This window comes from Tumidithrix helvetica PCC 7403 (assembly GCF_965232925.1).
Classification (GTDB): Bacteria; Cyanobacteriota; Cyanobacteriia; order Pseudanabaenales; family Pseudanabaenaceae; genus Tumidithrix; species Tumidithrix helvetica.
In genome coordinates this window covers 1-23,737 of the sequence record NZ_CBDDRA010000034.1, presented here as the reverse complement: position 1 = coordinate 23,737, position 23,737 = coordinate 1, and the positions used below count along the sequence as shown (strand labels likewise).

The following is a 23,737-nucleotide window of genomic DNA, read 5'->3' as shown; positions in this document are numbered from 1 at the left end:
GTTAAAATCGATCTTAGAGATACATGATGACAAAGCCATTAAATGTGGAATTATCAACGGAACTCGCTCAAACCGTCAAAAGTCAAGCAAAAACTTGTTTTGACAATGCCCATCGCGCCGCTTTAGTCACCAAAGGGGCTAAATATGTCCAAGGCTTTTTGGTCTATGCTGGCTCGCCCTATAAACCGATTGAATATAGTTGGTTAGAATTAGAAGACTGCCTTGTCGATCCCACCTTTCCCCATCTCCATAAAGATGCCGATCGCTTATTCTATTTTCCAGCTCAACGTCTTACGGTCAAGCAACTCAAAGCCGCCATCGATGAAGCCCAAGAAGATTATCCAGATGATGAGGCTTTGCCTGTATATGGCGATGCTCCCTATGAATTTTATGGCGATCGCATGTTGGGTGGAAAGGAATATGCTTTAGCCTTTAGCGAAGCCGAAGCCAAGTGTAAAGAACTCAACAAACCTTCCAATAAACCCAAAGTGATGAATTCCGACGCTACCGATGCTTTGGAACCACTCCCAGAGCCTTCACCAAATTCATCCCAAGATCTCAATGGATAAAACGCCAAGATCGGAAGTAAGCTCTATGACTAAGTTCTATGACTAAAACGATTAGAGAACTGGGCGAACAAGGACTTTTACAACTGTTTCGTCCTTACTGTAGCGATCGCATTGGGGATGATGCTGCCCTCATGGGAGCGACGTTGCCCGATTGCGAGATGGTTGTGACTACAGATATTTTGATCGATGGCGTACATTTTAGCGATCGGACTACCAGCGCCGAGGATGCAGGTTGGCGAGCTGCCGCCGCCAATCTATCAGATTTAGCGGCAATGGGTGCAGAACCTTGGGGCGTGGTGATATCTGTGGGATTGCCACCTGATACCCCTGTGGCATGGATCGAGGGTGTCTACCGTGGGTTTACAGACTGCTTGCACCTATTTGGCACAGAACTCGTAGGCGGAGACACCGTGCGATCGCCTGTACTTACCCTTGCCGTTACTGCCTTTGGACAGGTTCACAAGCATCGCACAATCCAGCGCCACAGGGCACAAATTGGTGATGCCATTTTAATCACAGGTCAGCACGGACTCTCAAAGGCTGGTTTGGAACTATTACTCCATCCCGAACTGGCAGAGAAATTACAGAATGGAAGCTCTTCTATTTCCATTGAGGATACGATCGCAAAACTATATGCCGCCCACCAAAGACCTATCCCTCGGCTGGACATTCCACCCCTCCTCTGGAAGCTTTTAGAATCCCAGCCCCCCTTCCATTCCCCTTTCCCGATTTCAGGCATGGATAGTAGTGATGGTCTAGCGGATGCGATCGCGCAAATATGTCGAGCCAGTGGTGTCGGCGCAAAGTTAGATTGGCAGGCAATTTCAATTCCTGAAGCGATCGTGCAATTGGCAGGCGATCGGGCTTTAGATTGGGTGTTGTATGGTGGCGAAGATTTTGAGTTGGTACTATGCCTTCCCTTAACGCTGGCGGAAGCACTTTTAAAGGAATTACCTAACGCAGCGATCGTTGGAGAAATTATCGCTGAGCAGAATATAGATGGACTGGACATACATCGTACTTTTCAGCACTTTATGTAATACCATTTTCAAAAAATGATGCAACGCATCTTTTTGAAAAGACCGCGCTCTGCGCGGAACCCAAAACCCGATCTGTGGCAAATTCAAGAGAAATTGGTATAACGTGAATTTGGGTTAATGATTTCTGTTATTAATTTTTAATTACTTTGCTCTTGCTTCGCAATTCGTTCAAGGTACTTTGAATGTCCCCATTTTTGAATCAGAAATAGAATTCGATCTGAATTCATCGGCTTGCTGGCATAATCGCTCATCCCTGCCTTTAAACACAGTTCCCGATCGCTTGCCATTGCATTGGCAGTTAAGGCAATAACGATCGGTCGCTCTGACTCGCTAAACTTAGAGGCAATTTGGTGGGCAGCTTCAAGTCCATCCATTTCAGGCATTTGCATATCCATAAACACTAGGTCGTAATGTTTTTTGCAAACAGCTTCTACAGCTTCTCGACCATTGGTAACGAGATCTAAATTGTAGCCTAATGACTTGAGAATGAGAGAAATAACGATTTGATTGACTCGGGCATCTTCGGCAACAAGGATGCTAATCGGTAAAGGAATGATTTGTTCTGATATGACTGGATCGGAATCTTCGGCATCTACTGAGTTAAGGGTACCTTTATTGACAGGCAATGTAAAAATAAACTTGGAACCAGTTCCTAACTCACTCTCTACCCAAATTTGTCCGCCGATCAACTCCACCAATCGCTTAGAAATAGAAAGTCCTAATCCAGTTCCACCATAGTTACGGGTTGTCGAAGCATCCCCCTGCACGAATGCTTGAAATAGTCTTTCCTGTATCTCTTTTGACATACCAATGCCCGTATCTTGGACGATAAATTGCAATTCTGCGGTCAGATCTGACTGCTGCAAACAGGAAACTTGCACAATTACTTGTCCCTCATGGGTAAATTTGACCGCATTACCAATTAGATTTAATAAAATTTGCTGCAATCTCGTGCGATCGCTTTCAATGAAACTTGGTACATCCTCAGCAATTTCAGTTTTTAGTAATAAGTTTTTTGCTTTAATTGCTGGAGACATAAGTTTTGTGGCTTGCAATATCCATTCTCGCAAATTAAAGACTTGAGATTCTAGTTCGATTTTTCCTGCTTCTATTTTAGAAAAGTCAAGAATGTCATTGATAATCTGCAACAAAACATCAGCGGAATCGCGAATGATTTCTGCATATTCTTGCTGTTCGGGATGTAGATTCGCATCTAAAATAAGATTTGTCATACCAATGATGCCATTCATCGGAGTTCTAATTTCATGGCTCATCGTCGCTAAAAACTGGCTCTTTGCGAGGTTTGCTTGTTCGGCAAGAAGTTGCGATCGCATCACCGCCTCTCGTTCGATTTCATACTCTTGACGAATTTGAGTTCCATTGAAATAAAGTACAAACCCCACACAACAAAAGGTAGCTAATAGGTCAAGAATTTGAGCTTTTGCATCGGGATAAGGAATAACGAGCTTCGGATAAATTTGTTCGATGGTAAAAGCACTTGCGATTGAACCTAAATAAATAGCTAAGGCGAATCTTTGCTTGGATAAGACGGTAGAGGTGTACTGTAATGCCACCAGATATATGATTGGAGTAGAACCTCTAACTCCACCATTAAAAAACCATAAAAAAAATAAGCAGCACGATGTAAAAAGAACAAAAGGTAGAGTTAAGGGCTTATAAATGGCTCGGAAACGACTAAAATAATAAAAAAAGCTTAGAACCAAGGAACATAGCACTACGGTTAGATTCACAAGCCAAGTTAAGCCCACTAGAAAGTTAGGTATCAGTGCTGATAACGCAAATAAAATACCGACCCAACATTGAAAATTAAATAGGCGATGTTCTAACGAAAATTCTTCTCTCGAGCCGATTGGCGTGAATTTCCATCGCAACTGCCTAAATATTGTAAGGAAACGATGCATTAAGGGATTTAACGGATAGTTTGACTTGCTGATATCTATTGCTCCAGAGCAATCTGGTAAATTAACGACTAAACATGAATATATAGCGATCCTAAATTGTTTGTAGGACGGGCTAGAAGCTCGTGCAGGCATCTTGCCTGCGCTACAAATAAAAATATGGCATTTAAATCTTACCCTCGAACACCTCAAATTCTAAGGATCTAAAATCATGGCGTTAGACCAACCCATACAAAGATTGTTCCTCCAGATTCGAGGCGTCGTTCAGGGAGTGGGGTTTCGTCCTTTTGTTTACCGACTTGCCACAGAGTTGGAGCTTAGAGGATGGGTACATAACTCCGTCCAAGGCGTGCTGATCGAAGTGGAAGGTCAGCGAGAACAACTCGAAGTCTTTCGGCAGCGATTGGACATAGAAAAGCCGCCGCGATCGCAGATCCACCACATAGAAACTACATGGCTCGATTCCGTGGGTTACAAAGAATTTAGCATTCGCGCCTCTGATGCAAACTCAGCTAACGGTTTAGGCATAAAGTCCCTTAAATCTGCGATCGTTCTACCCGATCTTGCCACCTGCCCCGACTGCTTGGGCGAGATTTTCAATCCTAGCGATCGCCGCGATCGCTACCCGTTTACCAATTGCACCAACTGCGGTCCCCGCTACAGCATTATCAAGGCATTGCCCTACGATCGCAGGCACACCACCATGCATGACTTTCCCATGTGTCCCGCCTGTCTGTCTGAATATACCGATCCCCTCTGTCGTCGCTTCCACGCCCAACCGAATGCCTGCACTGATTGCGGTCCGCAGTTGGAATTATGGGATGGGAATGGTAAGGTTCTTGCTAGTGGCGATCGCGCCATCCTAGAAACTGCGGCTCAGATCGCAGAGGGAAAAATTTTAGCAATTAAGGGACTGGGCGGATTTCATCTGGTTGTTGACGCGCGAAATCGTGCCGCCGTCCAGCAACTGCGCCAACGCAAACAGCGCCCCCACAAGCCCTTTGCCTTGATGTATCCTTCTCTAGCGCACATTCGATCGGATTGTATGGTGTCCGAACTGGAAGAGAACCTGCTGCGATCGCCTGAAGCCCCCATTGTCCTCTTACACAAACAGAGCGAACTTAAGTTCCCTTGCGAGGATGTGGCTCCTAGGAATCCCTATCTGGGTGTCATGCTTCCCTATACACCACTCCATCATTTGTTGATGGCAATATTGCAATTTCCCATTGTCGCAACCAGTGGCAACCTTGCCGACGAACCAATTTGTATCGACGAACGCGAAGCCTTAGAACGCTTAGGGAATCTTGCTGATGCATTTCTCGTTCACAATCGCCCGATTGTGCGACCTGTTGATGATTCCATCGTACGAGTGATGGGCGATCGCCCTATGGTACTGCGTCGCGCCAGAGGTTACGCCCCCCTGCCCCTGCCCTCCTTAATGCCTCGAGGCATTAAGGGAGCAGAGGGAATCCTTGCTTTGGGCGGACATTTAAAAAATGCGATCGCGTTGGGATTTGACGGTCAAATTTTCTTGAGCCAGCACATTGGCGATCTGGAGACGGTTTCAGCCTTTGAGAATTTCCAGTTTGTAATTTCCAGCTTGAGCAGCATTTACGAGTTTCAACCCAAGGCGATCGCCTGTGATGCTCATCCCGATTATCGCTCCAGTCAATTTGCCCAAAAGTTAGGACAGCAATTCAAGATTCCCGTGATTCCCGTACAGCACCACTATGCCCATGTTTTGTCCTGTATGGCAGACGATCAAATCTCGCCTCCAGTATTGGGAATTGCTTGGGATGGTACGGGCTATGGCTTGGATGGCACAATCTGGGGCGGAGAATTCCTATCGATCGCGGAAGCGTCATGGGAACGGGTGGCATATTTTCGCCCATTTCCTTTACCCGGTGGTGAGAAAGCGGTCAAACAGCCCCGACGTGTTGCTTTGGGCATCCTATGGGAAATCTTTGGAGAACGCTTGCGATCGCTTTCCAATTCTAAGACTTTACAAGCTTTTTCTGCACAAGAACTCAATGCGATCGCGGTGATGCTATCCAAACATCTGAATTCCCCCTTAACTTCGAGTGTCGGGCGGCTATTTGATGCGATCGCTTCGTTATTAGATATTTGCCAACAGGCAAGTTTTGAAGGTCAGGCGGCAATGGAGCTGGAGTTTATACTGGATAAGGGAATAGAGTCATCTTACGAATTCGATATCCTAGGTAAAGTAATTGACTGGTCGCCCGCGATCGCATCGATTCTGCAAGATCTCGAATACCAACTCCCCGTCAGTCAAATTTCCGCCAAGTTCCACAATACCTTAGTAGAAACGATCGTTGCAGTAGCTCAGCTCGTCGGCACATCCCAAATTGTGCTCACGGGGGGCTGTTTTCAAAATAAGTATTTAACGGAACGTGCCGTACAGCGATTGAGACAGGAGGGTTTTTCTCCGTTCTGGCATCAGCAAGTCCCACCAAACGATGGAGGGCTAGCTGTGGGGCAGACGATCGCTGTCTTACGCGACATCAGCGCTTTGTAGGACTATAATAGGAACACTTTAAGCATGGATCTATGTGTTTAGCAGTACCGGGCAAAATTCTCAGTATGATGGGTGATGACTTAACGCGATCGGGCAGGGTCAGCTTTGGTGGTGTCGTCAAGGAGGTAAATTTGGCCTATGTCCCTGAAGCCGAGGTAGGAAATTACGCGATCGTACATGTGGGGTTCGCGATCGCAATCTTAGACGAAGCTGAAGCCGAACAGACGCTACGCGATTTAGAGCAAATGGCTTTAGAAGTTTAATATAGCGATCCTAAAGATCCATGAGAGATTCTTTTTTCAGCATAAATATTGTAGGGGCAATTCATGAATTGCCCCTACACACAAATCAAATAGGATTGCTATAGAAGCCTTTAAATTGGCTATGGAAGTGATTTATGAAATTCGTCAATGAGTTCCGCGATGCCAAGATCGCCCAACAATTAGCGCAGGAAATTGCCTCCCTCGTCACCCAACCTTGGACGATTATGGAAATCTGTGGCGGACAGACCCATGCGATTGTGAAGTATGGCATTGACGAACTTCTGCCTAAAAGCATTACCCTGATTCACGGGCCCGGTTGTCCCGTCTGCGTTACGCCCATAGAACGGATCGATCGCGCGATCGCGATCGCTTCCCAGCCCCATGTAGTTTTATGCTCCTTTGGCGATATGTTGCGCGTACCTGGTAGTGCGATCGATCTGCTGGCTGTGAAAGCAACGGGAGCGGATATTCGGATTGTTTATTCTCCCCTAGATTGCTTGAAAATCGCCCAGCAAAATCCCGATAAACAGGTTGTCTTTTTTGCAGTGGGATTTGAGACGACTGCCCCAGCCACAGCAATGGCAATCTATCAAGCCAAACAACTCGATCTCAAAAACTTCTCGATGCTGGTATCCCATGTCTTGGTTCCACCCGCAATGGAGGCGATCCTCAGTTCGTCTGACTGTCGCATACAGGGTTTTTTGGCTGCGGGTCACGTCTGTACGGTGATGGGATATAACGAATACATTCCGATTGCCCAAAAGTACCGCGTTCCCATTGTCGTTACAGGTTTTGAGCCCATTGATGTTTTGCAAGGAATTCACCTATGCGTTCAACAATTGGAATCGGGTAAAGCAGAAGTAGAGAATCAATATACCCGCTCTGTGCGTCGGGAGGGCAACATCAAAGCCATGGAACTGATCGGCGAAGTATTCAAGGTCATACCGCAGCAGTGGCGAGGGATTGGCGAGATTTCTCAAAGCGGTTTGGGACTGCAAGACAACTATGCTGCATTCGATGCTCACCAACGCTTTCCTCTTCCCTTAATATCCAATGAAGTAAATAACAAGAGGAATACTGAATCCGATTTATGCATCAGTGGACTGATTTTACAAGGCATCAAGAAACCGCACGAATGTTCTGCTTTTGGCACTATCTGCACCCCCGAACATCCCTTGGGAGCGCCGATGGTTTCCTCTGAGGGAGCCTGTGCTGCCTACTATCGCTATCGCAAGCATGACGCCATGTATGAAACCTATGTCAAATCCATCCATGTTAAATCCTAAGTCAGAACCTAAAGACTTCCACTTATCCTGTCCTATGCCAATCCAGCAATATCCCCACGTGATGTTAGCCCATGGTGGGGGCGGGAAACTCATGCACCAGTTGATTACCCAGATGTTTGTGCCCACATTTGCGATACCGGCACACTGCCAACATGATGCGGCGGCATTGTATCTCACCAACGATAAAGCGAATACATCCCCATCTAGAATTGCTTTTACAACCGATTCCTATGTCGTTCATCCCTTATTCTTCCCAGGGGGTGACATCGGTTCTATGGCAGTGCATGGTACGGTCAACGATCTGGCAATGGCAGGGGCACGTCCGCTTTACCTCAGTGCCAGCTTCATTTTGGAAGAGGGACTGCCGATGTCAACGCTTTGGCAAATCGTGCAATCGATGCAGCAAGCAGCTCAATTCGCCAACGTGCAAATTGTCACGGGTGACACAAAGGTAGTCGATAAAGGCAAGGGAGATGGCATCTTTATCAATACTTCTGGTGTGGGCATTATCGAACATGACCTAGAGATCGCACCCCAATCCGTACGGCAGGGTGATGCAATTCTCTTAAATGGCGATATTGGTCGTCATGGCATTGCAATTATGGCAGTGCGCGAGGGCTTAGAATTTGAAACCGCGATCGAAAGCGATTCGGCTCCATTGGCGGATCTGGTGCAAATGCTTTTAGATGCGGGAATTGACATCCATATGATGCGAGATCTGACTCGCGGCGGTCTAGCCAGTGCCCTCAACGAAATCTCCCTCGCGGCAAATGTTGGTATTGCGATCGCAGAGAACTCAATTCCTGTGCGAGAGGACGTACAGGGAGCCTGCGAAATTCTAGGCTTCGATCCGCTTTACGTCGCCAATGAGGGCAGGTTTATTGCCTTTATCCCACAGGTGCAGGTAGATAAGGCATTGGGAATTATGCGATCGCATCCCTTCGGTCGTGATGCCTGTGCGATCGGTCAAGTTACTGACAACCACACTAATCTGGTGACGATGCAAACCCAAATTGGCTCTACCCGTATAGTTGATATGCTGAGTGGGGAGCAATTACCACGCATCTGTTAGGCAAGAGTATTCAATCTTTGTGCCTATAAGGTATGGATAGTTTCCTTTGATTACTGTAGGAACGACTTCCTATTTTAAAAGAGCGGGTGAACCCCAAGTTCCAGCCGATCTCTTGCAGCACAATTGCATCATCTATCACTTTGGATGCGATGTTTCCTATTGCACTGAATTAACGTTCGTGGTCAGCGGCTGCTAAGAAACTTTGCCATACCACCAGCAACTTGCAACAGTCCGCTGCACCACAGTTGTTAGCCTGCGCTCACCACTTGTTTGCTAAAACGAGATAGCTACCATACATTGCCATAAGGGGAAAATGCCAACCCAAATACCGTGATGCTTTGCCTGAACCGTAAATCTTAACTCCTGAAAATCCATGCATTTGTAGCCTAAAGTCTAAGACTTTGGGAAAATGTTGGGTCAGATGACTGATACCATACACCGATGTTCCACTCAATTTACTTCTGATGTAGTTAGGATTTGGTGTGGTAAGCAGTAACCTTCCACCAATCTTCAAGACTCTTTGAAACTCGCATAATGTTTTGTCTACGTCAGCAGGGTACAAATGCTCAAGGAACTCGCCAGCAACAATCACATCTATAGATCGATCCTCAATAGGTATATCCGTTGAAAGACCATATACCCCCTGTGAATAGCATTTAGGTAAAGCATCTAATCTCTCTTGGACACAATCAAGCCCCAATAGCACTAGGTTTGGGTTTAGCTCCTTAAGACGTAATCCGCCTCTGCCAGTGTTGCAACCCACATCAAGAACCTTTATGGCTTGTTTTGGAAAAAAGTTGAAAAACTGCTCATATCTTTCCAGAGTGAAAGGATCATGTTCAGAAGCATCTTGTTCGGCATTCTGAACCTCGTACTTCTTGTGTAGATTAACCATATTTCATCTCTCCAAGCTTAACAAGGAACTAAGTAGTTTATAGAAATAGAGATGCGAACCTAATTACTTCACCAAAAAACAATAATATCGTCCCATTAATCATCTCGCGCTCACTTATTCCTGAGCACCTTAAGATAGCTTTCAATTTAGATCCTCACCCACAACTCAGCAGGCTAACTATGTATTATACGGAAACTTTCAGTATAATCACCCCGTAAAGGGTCGTTATACTGAAAGTTTCGGGGTAACACAACTATATTGGCGTACTATACGGAATTTTTCTGTATAACTCACCTAATATAGGGTGTTATACAGAAAAATGTGAATTAGAAAGGCGATCGCAAGTTCGTTATCCATTCGTGATGCGATCTCTCGTATGACAAATCCGAACTTTCTAATTTTTTTGCGATAAACTAGGTCAAGTAACCGTGCAATAAAATTATGGCGATAAAAGTAACTATCCCAGAAGCAAGCAAGCAATTTACCCAACTCATGGGACGAGTTTTACTTGGCGAAGAAATCATTATCTGTGATGACAGTGAGGGACGTATTCCCATTGCCAAGATCGCACCTAGTCGAAAAAAACGCCCCTCGCGCGTGCTGAGACAGAATAAAGGCAAAAATTCCATTGCGCCAGATCTTAATGAACTAGAGAAGCCTCAAAGCCTAATGTCAAAACTTCGCTCAGTTCAGATTGACGCTCCAGAAGACTTTGCCAGCAATTTGGACACTTATATGGGAAAGCTATAGGTGTCAGGGCAAATTTTTATCGATACGTTGTTTGTTGTTGCCCTTGTCAATCCACGCGATCAATATCACCACATTGCCAAGCAATTTTCAGAGCAACTTGAAAACGAGCAGTTCTTGACAACAGAGGCAATATTACTTGAAGTTGGGAATGCATTGTCTCGTAACTATCGCAGCAAAGCCATTGAGATTATTGAGTACTTTTACAGTTCCCCAGAAGTTGAAATCGTAAGTCTTACCCCCGAACTTTTTAGGCTTGCCTTTGCACTTTACAAGAAGCATCAAGACAAGGAATGGGGATTGGTAGATTGTATTTCGTTTATCGTGATGCAAGAGAAGAAATCATCTAAGGCACTTACATTCGATCGCCACTTTTCCCAAGCAGGTTTCCAAAGCCTCATGCGCGATAATGGATAAAAATTGGATTGGTGATTTTCTAAAACAAGGCGATCGCTCAGCCAATAACTCTATTAGCCTGTTTTAAAGGCTCCCCAGATTGCAGAAATGGCTCTAAAATATGGGTCATTGGCAATAGAGATAAAAACCACATGGGGAATTTAGGCGCTTGGTCTATCAAGATCGTCCAAAGTTTTTTACTACTAGGGCAAATCATCGTCCATGTCTTGTTTCGGCGGCGGATACATTGGCGCAACACCAAAGAGCAGATGTCGGCTGTGGGCACAGAGTCTGTCATGATTACTCTGGTCACGGCTAGCTTTGTGGGCGGAGTCTTTACCATCCAAGTGGCGCGGGAGTTTATTCATTTTGGGGCACAACAAGCGATCGGGGGTATTTTAGCGATCGCGCTTTGTCGAGAGCTTGCCCCAGTCCTGACGGCAGTAATTATTGCGGGTCGGGTTGGCTCGGCATTTGCGGCGGAAATTGGCACGATGCAGGTGACAGAGCAAATCGATGCACTCTATATGCTGCGCACCGATCCCATTGATTATCTGGCTACGCCCCGTCTGATCGCCTGCGTATTGATGTTACCCATTTTGACCATTTTGGGACTTTTGACAGGCATGACAGGGGGAATGCTAATTTCTCAGGCAATGTACGGCATTCCCTATAGTATGTTTCTCGACTCGGTGAAAAATTTTTTGCAAACATGGGATTTGATCGCTGCCATGTTGAAATCCTGTGCATTTGGGGCATTGATTGCCGTAATTGGCACGAGTTGGGGCTTAACCACCACAGGCGGAGCCAAAGGGGTCGGAGAATCAACCACAACAGCCGTAGTTACCGCACTCTTGGCAATCTTTATTAGTAATTTCTTCTTATCTTGGCTATTCTTTAATGGTGCGAGTTCCACCATCGTTAGATAATTAACAGTTGAACATTGACAGTTGTTAATCTTTTAAGGAACTCACAGATAACTTAATAACTGGTATTTGATAACTGACCACGAACTACGAGAAGGACTGGAAACTGATTATGGTACAAGAAATTCAACTGCCTGTTGTTGCCACAAAGAATGAATGGACAATTCTCGATAGCGAAAAGCTCTATCGCATTGATGGTTGGGGCGAGCCTTATTTTAGTATCAACGAAGCAGGACATGTGACTGTTTCACCGATGGGCGATCGCGGCGGCTGCATTGACTTGTTTGAACTGATCCACGATCTCAAGCAACGCAACCTTCGTCTTCCCATGTTGCTGAGGTTTTCAGATATTCTCGCCGATCGGATCGAACGCATCAACTCAACATTTGCTAAAGCGATCGCACGCTACAACTACAACGGCGTCTATCGTGGGGTTTACCCCGTTAAAGTCAACCAACAGCGTCAACTGGTCGAGGAGTTGGTCGAATTTGGCAAGCCTTACCAGTTTGGGCTAGAAGCAGGTTCTAAACCAGAACTCCTGATCGCGCTTGCCACGCTCAAAACCCCTGGGGCACTGCTGATCTGCAACGGCTATAAAGATTTGGAATATATCGAAACCGCACTGCTATCACAACGGTTGGGGCAAACGCCCATTATTGTTCTAGAGCAACTCGAAGAAGTGGACTTGGTGATTCAAGCCGCGACCAAGTTGGGCATCGATCCAATTTTGGGTGTGCGAGCCAAGCTCAGTTCTAAAGGCATCGGTCGTTGGGAAGACTCGGCAGGAGATAGAGCCAAGTTTGGGCTGAGTATGTGGGAAATTTTGGAAGTGATCGATCGCCTGCAAGCGGCTGGTTTGCTCGATTCTTTACAGCTATTACATTTCCACATTGGTTCGCAAATTAGTTCGATCGGCGTAATTAAAGATGCGCTCAAGGAAGCAGGGCAGATTTACGTGCAGTTAGTGGCGCTGAATGCCAATATGAAGTATATCGATGTCGGTGGCGGATTGGGGGTCGATTATGATGGTTCCAAAACCAACTTCTATGCTTCTAAAAACTACAGCATGCAAAACTATGCCTATGACGTAGTTGCCGCCATTAAAGAAGCCTGTGCTGCGAAGAACATCCCCGTTCCCACCTTGGTGAGCGAAAGTGGAAGAGCGATCGCTTCGCATCAATCGATCTTGATCTTTGATGTGCTGAATACCAGTGGAGTTCCCAACAGCCCCATCGAGCCTTTAGCCGATGGCGAACATCTGATCATTCGCAACCTGTTTGAGACGCTTGAGAATATCAATGTGAATAACTATCAAGAGGTCTATCACGATGCCGCACAGTTCAAAGAGGAGGCAGTGAGCCTATTTACGTTTGGCTATCTCAGCCTGAGAGAACGGGCGAGAGTGGAACGCCTATATTGGGAATGTTGCGATCGCATTCTCAAGATCGTGCGCCAACAAAACTACGTGCCCGACGATCTCGAAGACCTAGAGCGGATCATGGCGCATACCTACTACTGTAATTTCTCGGTATTTCAGTCGGCTCCCGATAGCTGGGCGATCGATCAACTGTTCCCGATTATGCCGATCCATCGCCTCAATGAAGAACCCACTTGTCGCGGCACGTTGGCAGATCTGACTTGCGATAGCGATGGCAAGATCGATCGCTTTATCGATCTGCGCGATGTGAAATCCGTATTGGAACTCCATCCCTTTTATCATGGGGAGCCTTACTACCTTGCCCTGTTTTTAGGCGGAGCCTACCAAGAGATTCTCGGCGATCTGCACAATCTATTTGGCGATACCGATGCTGTGCATATTCACATGACGCCAAGGGGCTATCAAGTCGAGCATGTCATCAAGGGCGACTCGATGACGGAAGTCCTGCAATACGTGCAGTACAGCCGCGAAGGGATGCTTGAAAATCTGCGTCGCGAAACGGAACGCGCTTTGCAAGCAAAGCAAATTACCCTCGCTGAGGCTAGATTGCTCTTGCAAAACTACGAACATAGTTTAAGCGGTTACACCTATCTCAGCTAGGATTCTATTTAGGGATAATTCTCAATGGGGGAGCGCATTTAGATTCATATTATTGCCAAAATAAATGTTTTTTCCGATCGCTCTTTCCATTGGTTTTATTGGCGGTGCATTCCTCGGTCAATTTCTGGCTAGACGAGGGATTACGGCTGATAATGCCCTACTTCAACGACAAAAGCAGGTCTATTTAACTGGCGCTATTTCTCTTGCAGTCAGGGGTTCACAAGCTGGTGAATAATCCAAGCTAGATCGAGATGGTCAGAAAAAGTACCCATTTCTCCCGACTCGCGAAAGCCAAGTAGACGATGCTCATCTTCAAAGTTCAGATTCTTTGCTGCGAGTGAAACCACCTCGACCTCTGATTTTTTAGCAGTATCTAGGAAATTTCAGCCTTGCCTTGATCCTACACTTTGCGATCGCAATTTTTCCTAGTCGTAAATCTCAAAGAACTCACGCAAAGGAAACGATTAAATAGCTATCTTGAAACTTTGCACCTGTTGCTTGTTTGCCTGCGAGTTCAGTTGGCAGAAATATATTTCGTCTTTGATCGCCTGCTTCGATCGTCACCTCAGGGCCTGATTGAATCAATTTTACTTGTCGCTTATCAAATGTCGGTAAAAATAGCTTTACTTGCTTAGTGGCAATATCGATCGCCACAGGAACGGGGGCAAGGTCAGCAGCCATATGGCTAGGAATTACCAATTCGACTGGGCGATCGGGCATTACATGTACGGGTAAAGGTGAAAATTCCCGATCGCTAATTTCCGATCGCGCAAATACGCCACCCACGGTCAAACCAACTTGTTGGGCACTGCCCCAGAGATATTTTGCTGTCGCGAACGCGATCGGATCGGCAGTCGTTACCAAGTAAGCCGCCACGCGATTTGGATCGTTGACCGCCTTTAGCCCCTTAGTCAAAACATTATTCATTTCGCCAGCTTGTTGCGTGATGTCATCCGTAGAGGAGACCTGCAAAATACTGCGTAAAATTGGCTCGACAAATGGCGAGAGTGCCTGTCCCAATGCCGACCCCGTGAGCACCTGCCGAAATCGTCGCAGATACCAACCCAAAATTTCAGGCATTCCCAACATGCGCAAGGTAATCAGATCGCCGATGCCGTCGTAAACGATCGCATCATATTTCCCTTCAGCATCGCGTTCGCGCAAAAAGCTTAACCCCAGAGCCGCATCCATTCCTGGTAAAATGCCCAACTCCTGCCCATAAACCTCCTTAAAAAAAGGCGTGCGTAGAAACTGACTCTCTAAGCCCTTCATTTTTTCCCAGTACCGTTCGAGCAGCGTCGTGGACTGCAAATGCACTGCTGATAACCCCGAACTCACCTGTTGGGGATCGCTGGTCAGTTCTGTTTCTAGCATTTGACTGAGGCTAGGGCCAGCCTGTTGCCCCACCAAGAGCACCTGTTTCCCTTGACTGGCAAAAGCTCTAGCGATCGCGATCGCAGTGGTCGTCTTACCTACGCCACCCTTACCTAAAAACGTCAAAATTTGGCTCATGTTGTTTGGCTTTTAGCTTTCAGCTTTTAGCGCTTAGCTTTTTAAAAAGGTCTGTTTTCAGTGTCAATCCCCAAAATCATTCTAGCCACTAGCTAGTGGCTAACTGTCCTGATTATTCACTTTTTTTCTGAGGATGGGGCTGGGTGTAAAGTAAGGCACTTTCACTGCGGCAATCGTGATCGGATCGTGGGTGCGAGGATGTGTTCCCTGCCTAGAGGCGCGATCGCGCACGCCAAACTTGCCAAAGTCGCTGAGCAAAATCGATTGTTGCTGCGAGAGCGCCCGCGAGATGCAAGTTAGTGCCGCTTCTAAACTCGCAGAAGCCATATTGTGGCTGAGTCCATCGACCTCAGCCATCATGCCACGAATGATATCCTGACGATTTAGATCGGCCATGCTGCAACTCCTCAAGAATGAATCAGTGAGGTTAGGTGGTTTCCAAAAGAAATTTTACTGACCCACGTTGCCCGCACGATGTCGAAGCAACGCGGATATTCTCATTTGCTCAGCCAACGTGGATATTCAAACGCTCGAAAATCGCTTGAAAGCAACCTCCTAATAAGCAACCAATTCTAACTCATCCGAAAAAAACCAAGTGGATCGATTATCAGGGAAGGTAACGATGTAGCCCCAGCCACCACCATCAACAATTTTTTCTTCTTTAATCACGCCAACTTCGCCAACTTTACCTGCGACATTTTTGCTGACGCTGTCTTTAAAGGAGCGAACACGAACTTTCTGACCCACTTTCATAGTTATTAATTTTGTACTTAAACTTATCAATGCTTAGAATTCTCTTAAAGAGTTTACATTAATTTTTGGATCAAGTTTTGGGATTAGGATAGGAGAGATTGCAGGCAAAACAAGTAAGTATTGCTTTTGACAATATCCATACAATTTTTCAGGCTAAACATCGATCGTATGCCAGTAACTCACGCACATTTGCAGACATGGAAGCAACAAGGACGAGCGATCGCTGCCCTAACGGCTTCTGAATATGCGATCGCCAAAATCATCGATCGAGCTGGGGCAGACCTAATTTTGGTAGGGGATTCTCTTGCCATGGTTGCCCTGGGGCATCGCAATACCTTACCGCTTACCCTCGATCAAATGATTCACCACGCCCAAGCGGTCAGTCGTGGGGTTACCAATGCCCTCTTGGTGGTGGATTTGCCCTTTTTAAGCTATCAAATTAATTACGAACAGGCCTTGCAGTCAGCAGGGCGAGTTCTCAAAGAAACTAATGCTCAAGGGGTCAAACTCGAAGGGGGGTATCCTGACATGATCCATACGATTGGCAAACTGGTGCAGGCTGGTATCCCAGTGATGGGGCATATTGGGCTCACACCGCAGTCCGTGCATCAACTGGGCTATCGCGTCCAAGGGGTTACACCTGATGTGGCAGAAAAACTTTTTTTGCAAGCCAAGGCGCTAGCAGAGGTGGGAGTTTTTGCCATGGTGCTGGAACATATGCCCTCTGAGTTGGCAGAAAAAATCACGCAAACGGTTCCAATACCCACGATTGGGATTGGTGCAGGCAGTGCCTGCGACGGTCAAATTCTCGTCACCCATGACTTGCTGGGGCTTTCTGACAAACAACCACCATTTGCACCCAAGTATATCGACTTAAGCGAGGCGATCGCAACCACGGTAGATCGCTATTGTCAAGATGTGCGACATCGCACCTTTCCAACCGTGAAACCGCCCCACTAAAGCTATTCCAGTTATTCAGTGTTTGCCAGTAATTTTGATGAACCCACTAGACAAAATGACCAATCTAGAAAGCGATTCTGCTTGGGATGCATACGACCGCGTTCGAGACCAATATGACCAAGCCCCCTACCCAGATTTCCCGATCGCTTATTCGCCTCGACAAGCCATTAACACCCTATTTCCCTATGACTTAACTACTGCCTACTATCTCAGAGATCGGATTGTAATCTCGCCCAAAGGTAAGCTAATTCTCGATGTTGGCTGTGGCTCAGGCGTAACTACTCACTACTTGGCTGAAGCAAATCCTCATGCAAAGATCGTTGGCATTGATATTTCGCCTGTTTCCATTCGGATTGCCGAGAAACGTCTACAACATCACGGGTTTCAAAACGTTGAGTTTTATGCCATTCCCATAGAAAATGTGCCAGATCTGGGAAAAAAATTTGACTATATCAACTGCGATGAAACCCTTTACCTTTTACCCGATCCCCAAGCAGGGCTCAAGGTAATGCAGTCTGTTTTGGCAGAGCATGGTGTAATCAGGGCTAACTTACACAGCGTCTTTCAACGAGCTAATCACTATCGATCGCAAGAGTTATTCAAGTTTTTGGGATTAACAGAAGAATGCTCTCAAGAAACCAGCGTTGCCACTATTCGCGAAATATTGGAGTCGCTAGATGATTCGACAGTTATAAAAAGAGTGACTTGGCTTGAGTCGGTCAAAACTGACGAGGCAATCTTAATGAATTTCTTACTGGAAGGCGATCGCGGCTTTACCGTGCCTGAGATGTTTGAGTTGATTCGGAATGCCAACTTAGAGTTTTTGGGTATGGTGAACGAGCGCTTTTGGCATATCCCAAATTTGTTTCAAGACAGCCAAAAAATTCCTGAATATCTCGATCTCGCCTTATCGATCGCTACGGACGAGCAACGGCTGCACCTTTACGAGCTAATGCATCCAGTCAATCGACTTTTAGATTTTTGGTGCGGTCATGTCGGTGTCCCTAAAACCTACCTGCCCCCTGTGGAATGGGAAGATTCGATGTGGCATCATGCCAAAGCTCACCTGCATCCACAACTTAAGACCGATCGCTTGAGAGCCGATCTAGAACAAGCGATCGCTTACGAAACCCCTTTCAATATTTCTGCCCATATCAAAGTAACAACTCCTGATGCCATCACGTTATTTACGCCTTCGGCGATTTGCCTCAAACTCCTGTGGGATCGCCCTCAAACGATGCCAGAATTAATCCAGACTTGGTTAAAGATCAAGCCGCTCAACCTCTTAACCATGCAACCTGTAACGACAACCGAAGCATTCGAGCAGTTGAAGCAGATCTTGACAGATTTAGAGTCTCTGATGTTTGTAATGCTGGAAACCTGTAGGGATGAAGCATTCGGACATCAATCTCCTTAGCTTCTATAGTAAGATCGTTCTCCGAATGCTTCGCCCTAAATCTCGGATCCTTTTACCCTTTACCTATTTATGTCATACACCAATCGCACCGCAAAAGTGCATCGCCAAACTGGAGAAACTGACGTTACTGTGGCGCTAGACCTAGATGGACGCGGCAAGGGAGACGTGAATACAGGCATTCCGTTTTTAGACCATATGCTGCAACAGATTTGTTCCCATGGATTGATCGATCTAGACATTCGGGCGACGGGGGATCTGCATATCGACGATCATCACACCAACGAGGATGTCGGGATTACATTGGGCATGGCGTTAGGCAAAGCGTTAGGCGATCGCAAGGGGATCGTAAGGTTTGGTCATTTTGTCGCACCCTTAGATGAAGCTTTAGTGCAGGTTGTGCTTGATTTTTCGGGGCGCCCCTATTTGGTTTATGGGCTAGAAATTCCCACACAAAGAGTGGGTACCTATGACACGCAGTTGGTGCGAGAATTTTTTCAAGCGATCGTCAACCACGCCCAAATCACCTTACATATTCGTCAACTCGATGGGGTGAATTCTCATCACATTATTGAGGCAACATTTAAGGCATTTGCACGGTCTTTAAGGATGGCGATCGAAGCCGATCCGCGACGGGCTGGGGTGATTCCCAGTTCCAAAGGTGTTTTGTAGGCACCTTTAAGTGTCCGAGATGATTGTAGGTCAACTTAAAGTAAGTTTTTCGAGGGGATACATCATGAAATTTCTACGACTCGTGCCTTTGCTAGGCGCAATTTTGTTGCCTGGTGCTGCTTTTGCCCAATATCCGATCATTTTTAACCACATTAAAACGACAAATCTTACTCAAGAAGAATGCGTAGACAATGCTGGGGCAGCGATGAGACGGGCAGGCTTTACCAAAAATTTTGAGTTTATCGGTAGCGGTGCCTTTGGCGTCAGGGGCAGATACAGCGCCTCAATTCGATGTGTAGCCGATCGCCGCATTGTGTTTTTTGCGGTGGCAGGGCCCGATAACCAGACCGCTTCCGATCTAGTCGAGGAATTGCAAAACACCTTTTAGGTGATTTCCATCAAACAAAATTCCTAACATAGCAGTCCTAAATAATTTGAGCGTAGGGGCAATTCATGAATTGCCCCTACGCTCTATGCAGAGGAAAAAGCTCTCATGTATCAAATAGGAGCGCTATCCTTACTTGTTTGCGAACGTAGTACGGGCTTCTAGCCCTTGCAGGCAAGATGCCTGCGAATTACAGCTACAACTCATTTAGAATTGCTCTATAGGGGCAGTACTACTGTGCTTGCCCCTATACAATGGGTGGAGAAGATTCTGATGACCTTAAATTGTGCATAATGCTGATTTTGTGCAGTGAAATGTGGAGCTTATTCGGTCATCTTGCGCTTTACAATTAGAGTCAAAGCAAAATTGTATCTTTTGCTCCAGTTTTAGTAAGTTTAAAGATAAAAAGAATGTCTGACCGCCCCATCCTGCTTGATTTTGAAAAGCCACTGGTAGAGTTAGAAGGAAAGATAGAGCAGATCCGCAACTTATCACAGGAAACCAATGTTGACGTTAGTGGCGAAATTCAACACTTAGAACAGCGTGCCGATCAGCTCAGACGGGAAATATTTCATAACTTAGGACCGATGCAGCGGATGCAGATTGCCCGCCACCCACGTCGTCCCAGTACGCTCGATTATGTCCAAGCCATCACCGATGAATGGCTGGAATTGCATGGCGATCGCCGTGGTAATGACGATCCCGCCTTAGTCGGTGGCATTGCCAAATTGGGGGATTGGTCGGTGGTTATTGTGGGGCATCAAAAAGGGCGAGATACCAAAGATAATATCGCTCGTAATTTTGGTATGGCTGCCCCCGGCGGGTATCGTAAGGCCTTACGGCTAATGGAATATGCCGATCGCTTTGGTATGCCGATTGTCACCTTAATTGATACGCCAGGAGCCGATCCCGGGGTATCTGCCGAAGAGCAAGGACAGGGGGAAGCGATCGCGGTTAACCTGCGTCAAATGTTTAGCTTTAGCGTACCGATTATCTGTACCGTCATTGGTGAAGGTGGCTCAGGTGGGGCATTAGGGATTGGGGTTGGCGATCATTTAATGATGTTTGAAAACTCTGTCTATACTGTGGCTACGCCAGAGGCATGTGCCGCAATTTTATGGCGAGACTCAGCAAAGGCTCCCAAAGCCGCAGAGGCACTAAAAATTACCGCCAACGATCTCGAACGACTGGGAATTATCGACCAGATCTTAGCTGAACCCTTAGGGGGTTCCCATCGCGATCCCCTAAAAGCTGCTGCCGCACTTAAATCTGCCCTCATCAATAATCTAGAACGGCTAAGCAAAATGGAGGTCAGCGATCTGCAAGAGCATCGCTATCAAAAGTTTCGCAAAATGGGCGTTTTTCTAGAAGGTTAACCATGAAATCTGCTACATTTGGCTTAGTGAATGATTTAGTACATTTGGCTGATACTTTGAGGTAAAGCTGAATAGTTCTGGTCAATTGGGGCTATGTACTTTATGATTCACCCTTTAAAGAATTGGATAAGGGAACATACTGTCATGGCGCAAATCAACCTTTTAGAACAGGTGCGGATTGGGAATACAAAAGTAATTTCCTCCTTGATGAATCGTCAGCTCAGCGCTCAAGGCATGGCTGTAGAGGTAGATCGTCAGGATGACTGTATGCAAATTTCCATTACCGATCTGGGGCGATCGCTCAATGGTAGTAGGAAAGTTCCCAATCGCAAGGCTTTAGGGGTGATGATCCAAAAGTGGCTGATTAAAATCGGTGTTGGCAATGTGTCTAGGGTTCGCATTTCGTGGCAACGATCGAAGCAATCTGAGCCAGTCTGGATCGATGAGTTTGCCCTTCCCTCAGATAGTCAAAGCGTTTCACCTGTGAATGCCCACCAGAACCGACCAAATTTGCAACCAAATCCTCATCCTATTTCTCGCACATCTCAGACCAAAAGTCCCTATATAAAATTTCAAAGCGCTCCGAGCGCATCTAGCAAGACGCCGAATTTGAATGGTCGCGATCGTGGCGATCGCGACGATCTTGTCATGGAGCTTCTGGGCGAATTCAAAGATCCGCTATCGCAACTGGCATACCCACAAACTGCAACCTTTCAAGCTGATATCTTGAGAAGCAGCTCACAAAATATGGATCTCAATCCACCGCTACTTCCATTACCTGCTTTACCTCCTGTGACACCCTTGACCGTCATGGGGTTTTATCATGGCAAAAAACATCATACCAGCCTCAACCCTGAGTCAAAGAGCCCAAATGGAACTGCTTCCTCAGATTTTCTCACCCATGCCAACAAGACTTCTCTAAGCAAACTGAATCAATTTTCCCAAATCATTGCTCAAACACCTAGCCTGCCCATCCAAATCTTGCAATACTGCATGACTTGTCTTTTTCTTGTGGCGCTGATTCCCGGCATACATTACCTAACAGGAAGTTTTCATCTAGGAAAGGGTGTGACCTCAAAATTTCTAGGAAATACGCTAAGCAATTATAATGGGGCGGAATACATCTCCCAGAGAATCGCAAGGCACTCATGACCGAAGACTCCCCAATTCTCCCTATGCATGTGTGCGTTACATTTGGTACGCGCCCAGAAGCGATTAAACTTGCGCCTGTGATTCGATTTTTGGCGCAGAGCCCAGAGTTTAAAACCACAATCATCTTAACTGGACAGCATCAAGAGATGGTGGCTCAAGTGATGAATTTGTTTGAGTTGCAAGCAGATTACGACCTTGCGATTATGCAGCCCAAGCAAACGCTGACCCAAATTACCTGTGGCAGTTTGGTGGGTCTAGAGCGACTATTTTGGCAAATCAAGCCCCAAATCGTGCTGGTTCAGGGAGACACAACCACTGCCTTTGCTGCGGCTCTCGCGGCTTTTTACCAACGCATTCCAGTCGGTCATGTGGAAGCTGGCTTACGCACCGACGATTTATTTAATCCCTATCCCGAAGAAGGCAATCGTCGTTTGGTATCGCAAATCGCCCAACTTCACTTCGCTCCTACATCCATGGCAGTGGAGAACCTTCGCGCCTCTGGTGTAAAGGAAGGAATTCACAATACTGGGAATACAGTAATAGATGCGCTGCTGCATGTCTCATCGCGATCGCCTGTTTGTGATGTTGCTGGACTAGATTGGTCAGCCCATCGAGTGATTTTGGCGACGGTGCATCGCCGCGAAAATTGGGGCGAACCTCTGGAACAGATCGCACGGGCTTGGTTAGAAATTCTCGATCGCTTTCCTGATGTGGCTCTGGTCTTGCCACTACACCTCAATCCTGTCGTGCGGCAACCTTTGCAAGCGCTCTTGGGAGATCGCGATCGCATCTTTTTGACGGAACCTTTTAGTTACGAGCAGTTAGTGGGCGCGATGCGGCTATGCTACTTAATCATGACTGATTCTGGCGGTCTCCAAGAAGAGGCTCCTAGCCTTGGTAAACCCGTACTGGTTCTGCGCTCCAATACGGAAAGACCCGAAGCGATCGCGGCAGGGACAGCTAAACTTGTCGGTACGGAAACGAAGGGAATTGTAGAGATGACGACCGCAGTTCTCAGCGATCGCGCCATCTATCAAAGCATGGCAAATGTGGCGAACCCTTTTGGTGACGGACAATCTAGCCAACGCATTGCCGATATCATTCGGGCTTATTTTAAGGTTAGTGGTTAGCTTTGGGGATCTGAGAGCGATCGCGATAGAATAAGGTCAGTAGCGATCGCTTCTGCAAGCAAGGAGTAGCAAGCAAATGACACAAGCACTAACGCCACCAGCGACAACTCTTTACGATCTCGACTTTTTAGCATGGACAGAAGCAACCGTCGGTCATTTGCGATCGGGCAATTTCGACCAGTTGGATCTTGAGAATTTGATTGAGGAGATCGAGGCTTTGGGAAAGTCAGAAAAGCAAGAGTTGAGAAGTCGTTTGAACACCTTGCTGGAACATCTGCTCAAGCGTATTTATGTTGCTTTGCCCGATGAATATCATGGCTGGGAGTGCACGATCCGCGAACAACGCAAACAATTAGCATGGCTTTTGGAAGACTCCCCCAGCCTAAAATCTATTTGGGAAAAGACGTTTGAATCAGCTTGGCGTTCTGCTCTTAAAGATCTGCGTCAAGAGTATAGAAGTTATCAGTTCCCCGATACATGGCAATATAGCCCAGCGATCGACGATCTGCTCAACGTGAATTTTTGGGAGTAATAGAAAGAACTTGGAGCTTTCATCTTCTCCCCCCTTTTTTCAAGGCAGGGCTGTTTCATTCTTGAGATAGAAGAAATAAAAAAGATAAATATAGGTAAATATATGGTTGTTTACCTATATTTAGTCTGAAAGACGTGGAAAAGAGCTTAATTGACTATCTCAAA

General features: G+C 46.4%; 24 protein-coding genes. 19 read left to right on the top strand and 5 right to left on the bottom strand.

Annotated elements, in window-relative coordinates:
- Nucleotides 1-26 precede the first annotated feature (26 nt).
- Both ACP2WE_RS22630 and thiL read left to right on the top strand, forming a co-directional pair.
- Nucleotides 27-569 (top strand): hypothetical protein, encoded by a 543-nt coding sequence (locus tag ACP2WE_RS22630; protein ID WP_425217819.1) that lies wholly within the window; start codon nt 27-29, stop codon nt 567-569.
- 38 nt (nt 570-607) lie between these two features.
- Nucleotides 608-1,609, top strand: a complete 1,002-nt coding sequence (gene thiL, locus ACP2WE_RS22625; RefSeq protein WP_425217791.1) for a thiamine-phosphate kinase — start codon at nt 608-610, stop codon at nt 1,607-1,609.
- Between the two features lie 137 nt (nt 1,610-1,746).
- Here thiL and ACP2WE_RS22620 read toward each other — a convergent pair whose 3' ends face one another.
- On the bottom strand, nt 1,747-3,183 hold the full coding sequence (locus tag ACP2WE_RS22620; RefSeq protein WP_425217790.1) for an ATP-binding protein: 1,437 nt from the start codon (nt 3,181-3,183) through the stop codon (nt 1,747-1,749).
- Nucleotides 3,184-3,739: 556 nt separating this feature from the next.
- Between ACP2WE_RS22620 and hypF the strand changes: the two genes are divergently transcribed.
- The 4 genes from hypF (at nt 3,740) to hypE (ending at nt 8,685) form a co-directional block, all read left to right on the top strand.
- Nucleotides 3,740-6,064, top strand: coding sequence for a carbamoyltransferase HypF (hypF, locus tag ACP2WE_RS22615; protein WP_425217789.1), 2,325 nt, complete (start codon nt 3,740-3,742; stop codon nt 6,062-6,064).
- Nucleotides 6,065-6,096: 32 nt separating this feature from the next.
- Nucleotides 6,097-6,327 carry a HypC/HybG/HupF family hydrogenase formation chaperone gene (locus tag ACP2WE_RS22610; RefSeq protein WP_425217788.1) on the top strand — a complete coding sequence of 77 codons (231 nt, stop codon included), beginning with the start codon at nt 6,097-6,099 and terminating at the stop codon, nt 6,325-6,327.
- Nucleotides 6,328-6,461: 134 nt separating this feature from the next.
- On the top strand, nt 6,462-7,613 hold the full coding sequence (gene hypD, locus ACP2WE_RS22605; RefSeq protein ID WP_425217787.1) for a hydrogenase formation protein HypD: 1,152 nt from the start codon (nt 6,462-6,464) through the stop codon (nt 7,611-7,613).
- Complete coding sequence (hypE, locus tag ACP2WE_RS22600; RefSeq protein WP_425217786.1) at nt 7,585-8,685, top strand: hydrogenase expression/formation protein HypE; 1,101 nt, start codon at nt 7,585-7,587, stop codon at nt 8,683-8,685. The genes hypD and hypE overlap by 29 nt, the downstream gene beginning before the upstream one ends.
- 259 nt (nt 8,686-8,944) lie before the next feature.
- Here the strand turns inward: hypE and ACP2WE_RS22595 are convergent, their stop codons facing one another.
- Entirely contained in the window at nt 8,945-9,580 is a 636-nt protein-coding gene (locus tag ACP2WE_RS22595; protein ID WP_425217785.1) for a class I SAM-dependent methyltransferase, read from the bottom strand.
- Between the two features lie 441 nt (nt 9,581-10,021).
- Between ACP2WE_RS22595 and ACP2WE_RS22590 the strand changes: the two genes are divergently transcribed.
- The 5 genes from ACP2WE_RS22590 to ACP2WE_RS22570 all read left to right on the top strand — a co-directional run bounded on the left by ACP2WE_RS22590 (nt 10,022) and on the right by ACP2WE_RS22570 (nt 13,922).
- A complete protein-coding gene (locus ACP2WE_RS22590; protein ID WP_425217784.1) occupies nt 10,022-10,330 on the top strand; it encodes a type II toxin-antitoxin system Phd/YefM family antitoxin in 309 nt (102 codons plus the stop codon).
- Entirely contained in the window at nt 10,331-10,744 is a 414-nt protein-coding gene (locus tag ACP2WE_RS22585) for a type II toxin-antitoxin system VapC family toxin (protein ID WP_425217783.1), read from the top strand.
- Between the two features lie 131 nt (nt 10,745-10,875).
- Entirely contained in the window at nt 10,876-11,652 is a 777-nt protein-coding gene (locus ACP2WE_RS22580) for an MlaE family lipid ABC transporter permease subunit (protein WP_425217782.1), read from the top strand.
- A 109-nt stretch (nt 11,653-11,761) separates the two neighbouring features.
- Complete coding sequence (gene speA, locus ACP2WE_RS22575) at nt 11,762-13,687, top strand: biosynthetic arginine decarboxylase (RefSeq protein ID WP_425217781.1); 1,926 nt, start codon at nt 11,762-11,764, stop codon at nt 13,685-13,687.
- A gap of 64 nt (nt 13,688-13,751) precedes the next feature.
- On the top strand, nt 13,752-13,922 hold the full coding sequence (locus ACP2WE_RS22570; protein WP_425217780.1) for a hypothetical protein: 171 nt from the start codon (nt 13,752-13,754) through the stop codon (nt 13,920-13,922).
- A 212-nt stretch (nt 13,923-14,134) separates the two neighbouring features.
- Here ACP2WE_RS22570 and ACP2WE_RS22565 read toward each other — a convergent pair whose 3' ends face one another.
- The 3 genes from ACP2WE_RS22565 to petP all read right to left on the bottom strand — a co-directional run bounded on the left by ACP2WE_RS22565 (nt 14,135) and on the right by petP (nt 15,952).
- Complete coding sequence (locus tag ACP2WE_RS22565) at nt 14,135-15,199, bottom strand: Get3/ArsA fold putative tail anchor-mediating ATPase NosAFP (protein WP_425217779.1); 1,065 nt, start codon at nt 15,197-15,199, stop codon at nt 14,135-14,137.
- Between the two features lie 99 nt (nt 15,200-15,298).
- Nucleotides 15,299-15,595: an HU family DNA-binding protein gene (locus ACP2WE_RS22560; protein WP_425217778.1), complete on the bottom strand. Its 297-nt coding sequence runs from the start codon at nt 15,593-15,595 to the stop codon at nt 15,299-15,301.
- A 159-nt stretch (nt 15,596-15,754) separates the two neighbouring features.
- Nucleotides 15,755-15,952: a cytochrome b6f subunit PetP gene (gene petP, locus ACP2WE_RS22555; RefSeq protein ID WP_425217777.1), complete on the bottom strand. Its 198-nt coding sequence runs from the start codon at nt 15,950-15,952 to the stop codon at nt 15,755-15,757.
- A 168-nt stretch (nt 15,953-16,120) separates the two neighbouring features.
- Between petP and panB the strand changes: the two genes are divergently transcribed.
- The 8 genes from panB (at nt 16,121) to ACP2WE_RS22515 (ending at nt 23,573) form a co-directional block, all read left to right on the top strand.
- Entirely contained in the window at nt 16,121-16,912 is a 792-nt protein-coding gene (gene panB, locus ACP2WE_RS22550) for a 3-methyl-2-oxobutanoate hydroxymethyltransferase (RefSeq protein WP_425217776.1), read from the top strand.
- A 55-nt stretch (nt 16,913-16,967) separates the two neighbouring features.
- A complete protein-coding gene (locus ACP2WE_RS22545; RefSeq protein WP_425217775.1) occupies nt 16,968-18,329 on the top strand; it encodes a class I SAM-dependent methyltransferase in 1,362 nt (453 codons plus the stop codon).
- Between the two features lie 69 nt (nt 18,330-18,398).
- A complete protein-coding gene (gene hisB / locus ACP2WE_RS22540; protein WP_425217774.1) occupies nt 18,399-18,998 on the top strand; it encodes an imidazoleglycerol-phosphate dehydratase HisB in 600 nt (199 codons plus the stop codon).
- A 64-nt stretch (nt 18,999-19,062) separates the two neighbouring features.
- Nucleotides 19,063-19,386: a hypothetical protein gene (locus ACP2WE_RS22535; protein WP_425217773.1), complete on the top strand. Its 324-nt coding sequence runs from the start codon at nt 19,063-19,065 to the stop codon at nt 19,384-19,386.
- A gap of 407 nt (nt 19,387-19,793) precedes the next feature.
- The gene (locus tag ACP2WE_RS22530; protein ID WP_425217772.1) at nt 19,794-20,759 is read left to right on the top strand and encodes an acetyl-CoA carboxylase carboxyltransferase subunit alpha; all 966 of its coding nucleotides are present in this window, start codon (nt 19,794-19,796) and stop codon (nt 20,757-20,759) included.
- Nucleotides 20,760-20,903: 144 nt separating this feature from the next.
- Nucleotides 20,904-21,911 (top strand): hypothetical protein, encoded by a 1,008-nt coding sequence (locus tag ACP2WE_RS22525; RefSeq protein WP_425217771.1) that lies wholly within the window; start codon nt 20,904-20,906, stop codon nt 21,909-21,911.
- Nucleotides 21,908-23,041 carry a non-hydrolyzing UDP-N-acetylglucosamine 2-epimerase gene (wecB, locus tag ACP2WE_RS22520; RefSeq protein ID WP_425217770.1) on the top strand — a complete coding sequence of 378 codons (1,134 nt, stop codon included), beginning with the start codon at nt 21,908-21,910 and terminating at the stop codon, nt 23,039-23,041. The genes ACP2WE_RS22525 and wecB overlap by 4 nt, the downstream gene beginning before the upstream one ends.
- Nucleotides 23,042-23,117: 76 nt before the next feature.
- Nucleotides 23,118-23,573 (top strand): DUF29 domain-containing protein, encoded by a 456-nt coding sequence (locus ACP2WE_RS22515; RefSeq protein WP_425217769.1) that lies wholly within the window; start codon nt 23,118-23,120, stop codon nt 23,571-23,573.
- Nucleotides 23,574-23,737 lie beyond the last annotated feature (164 nt).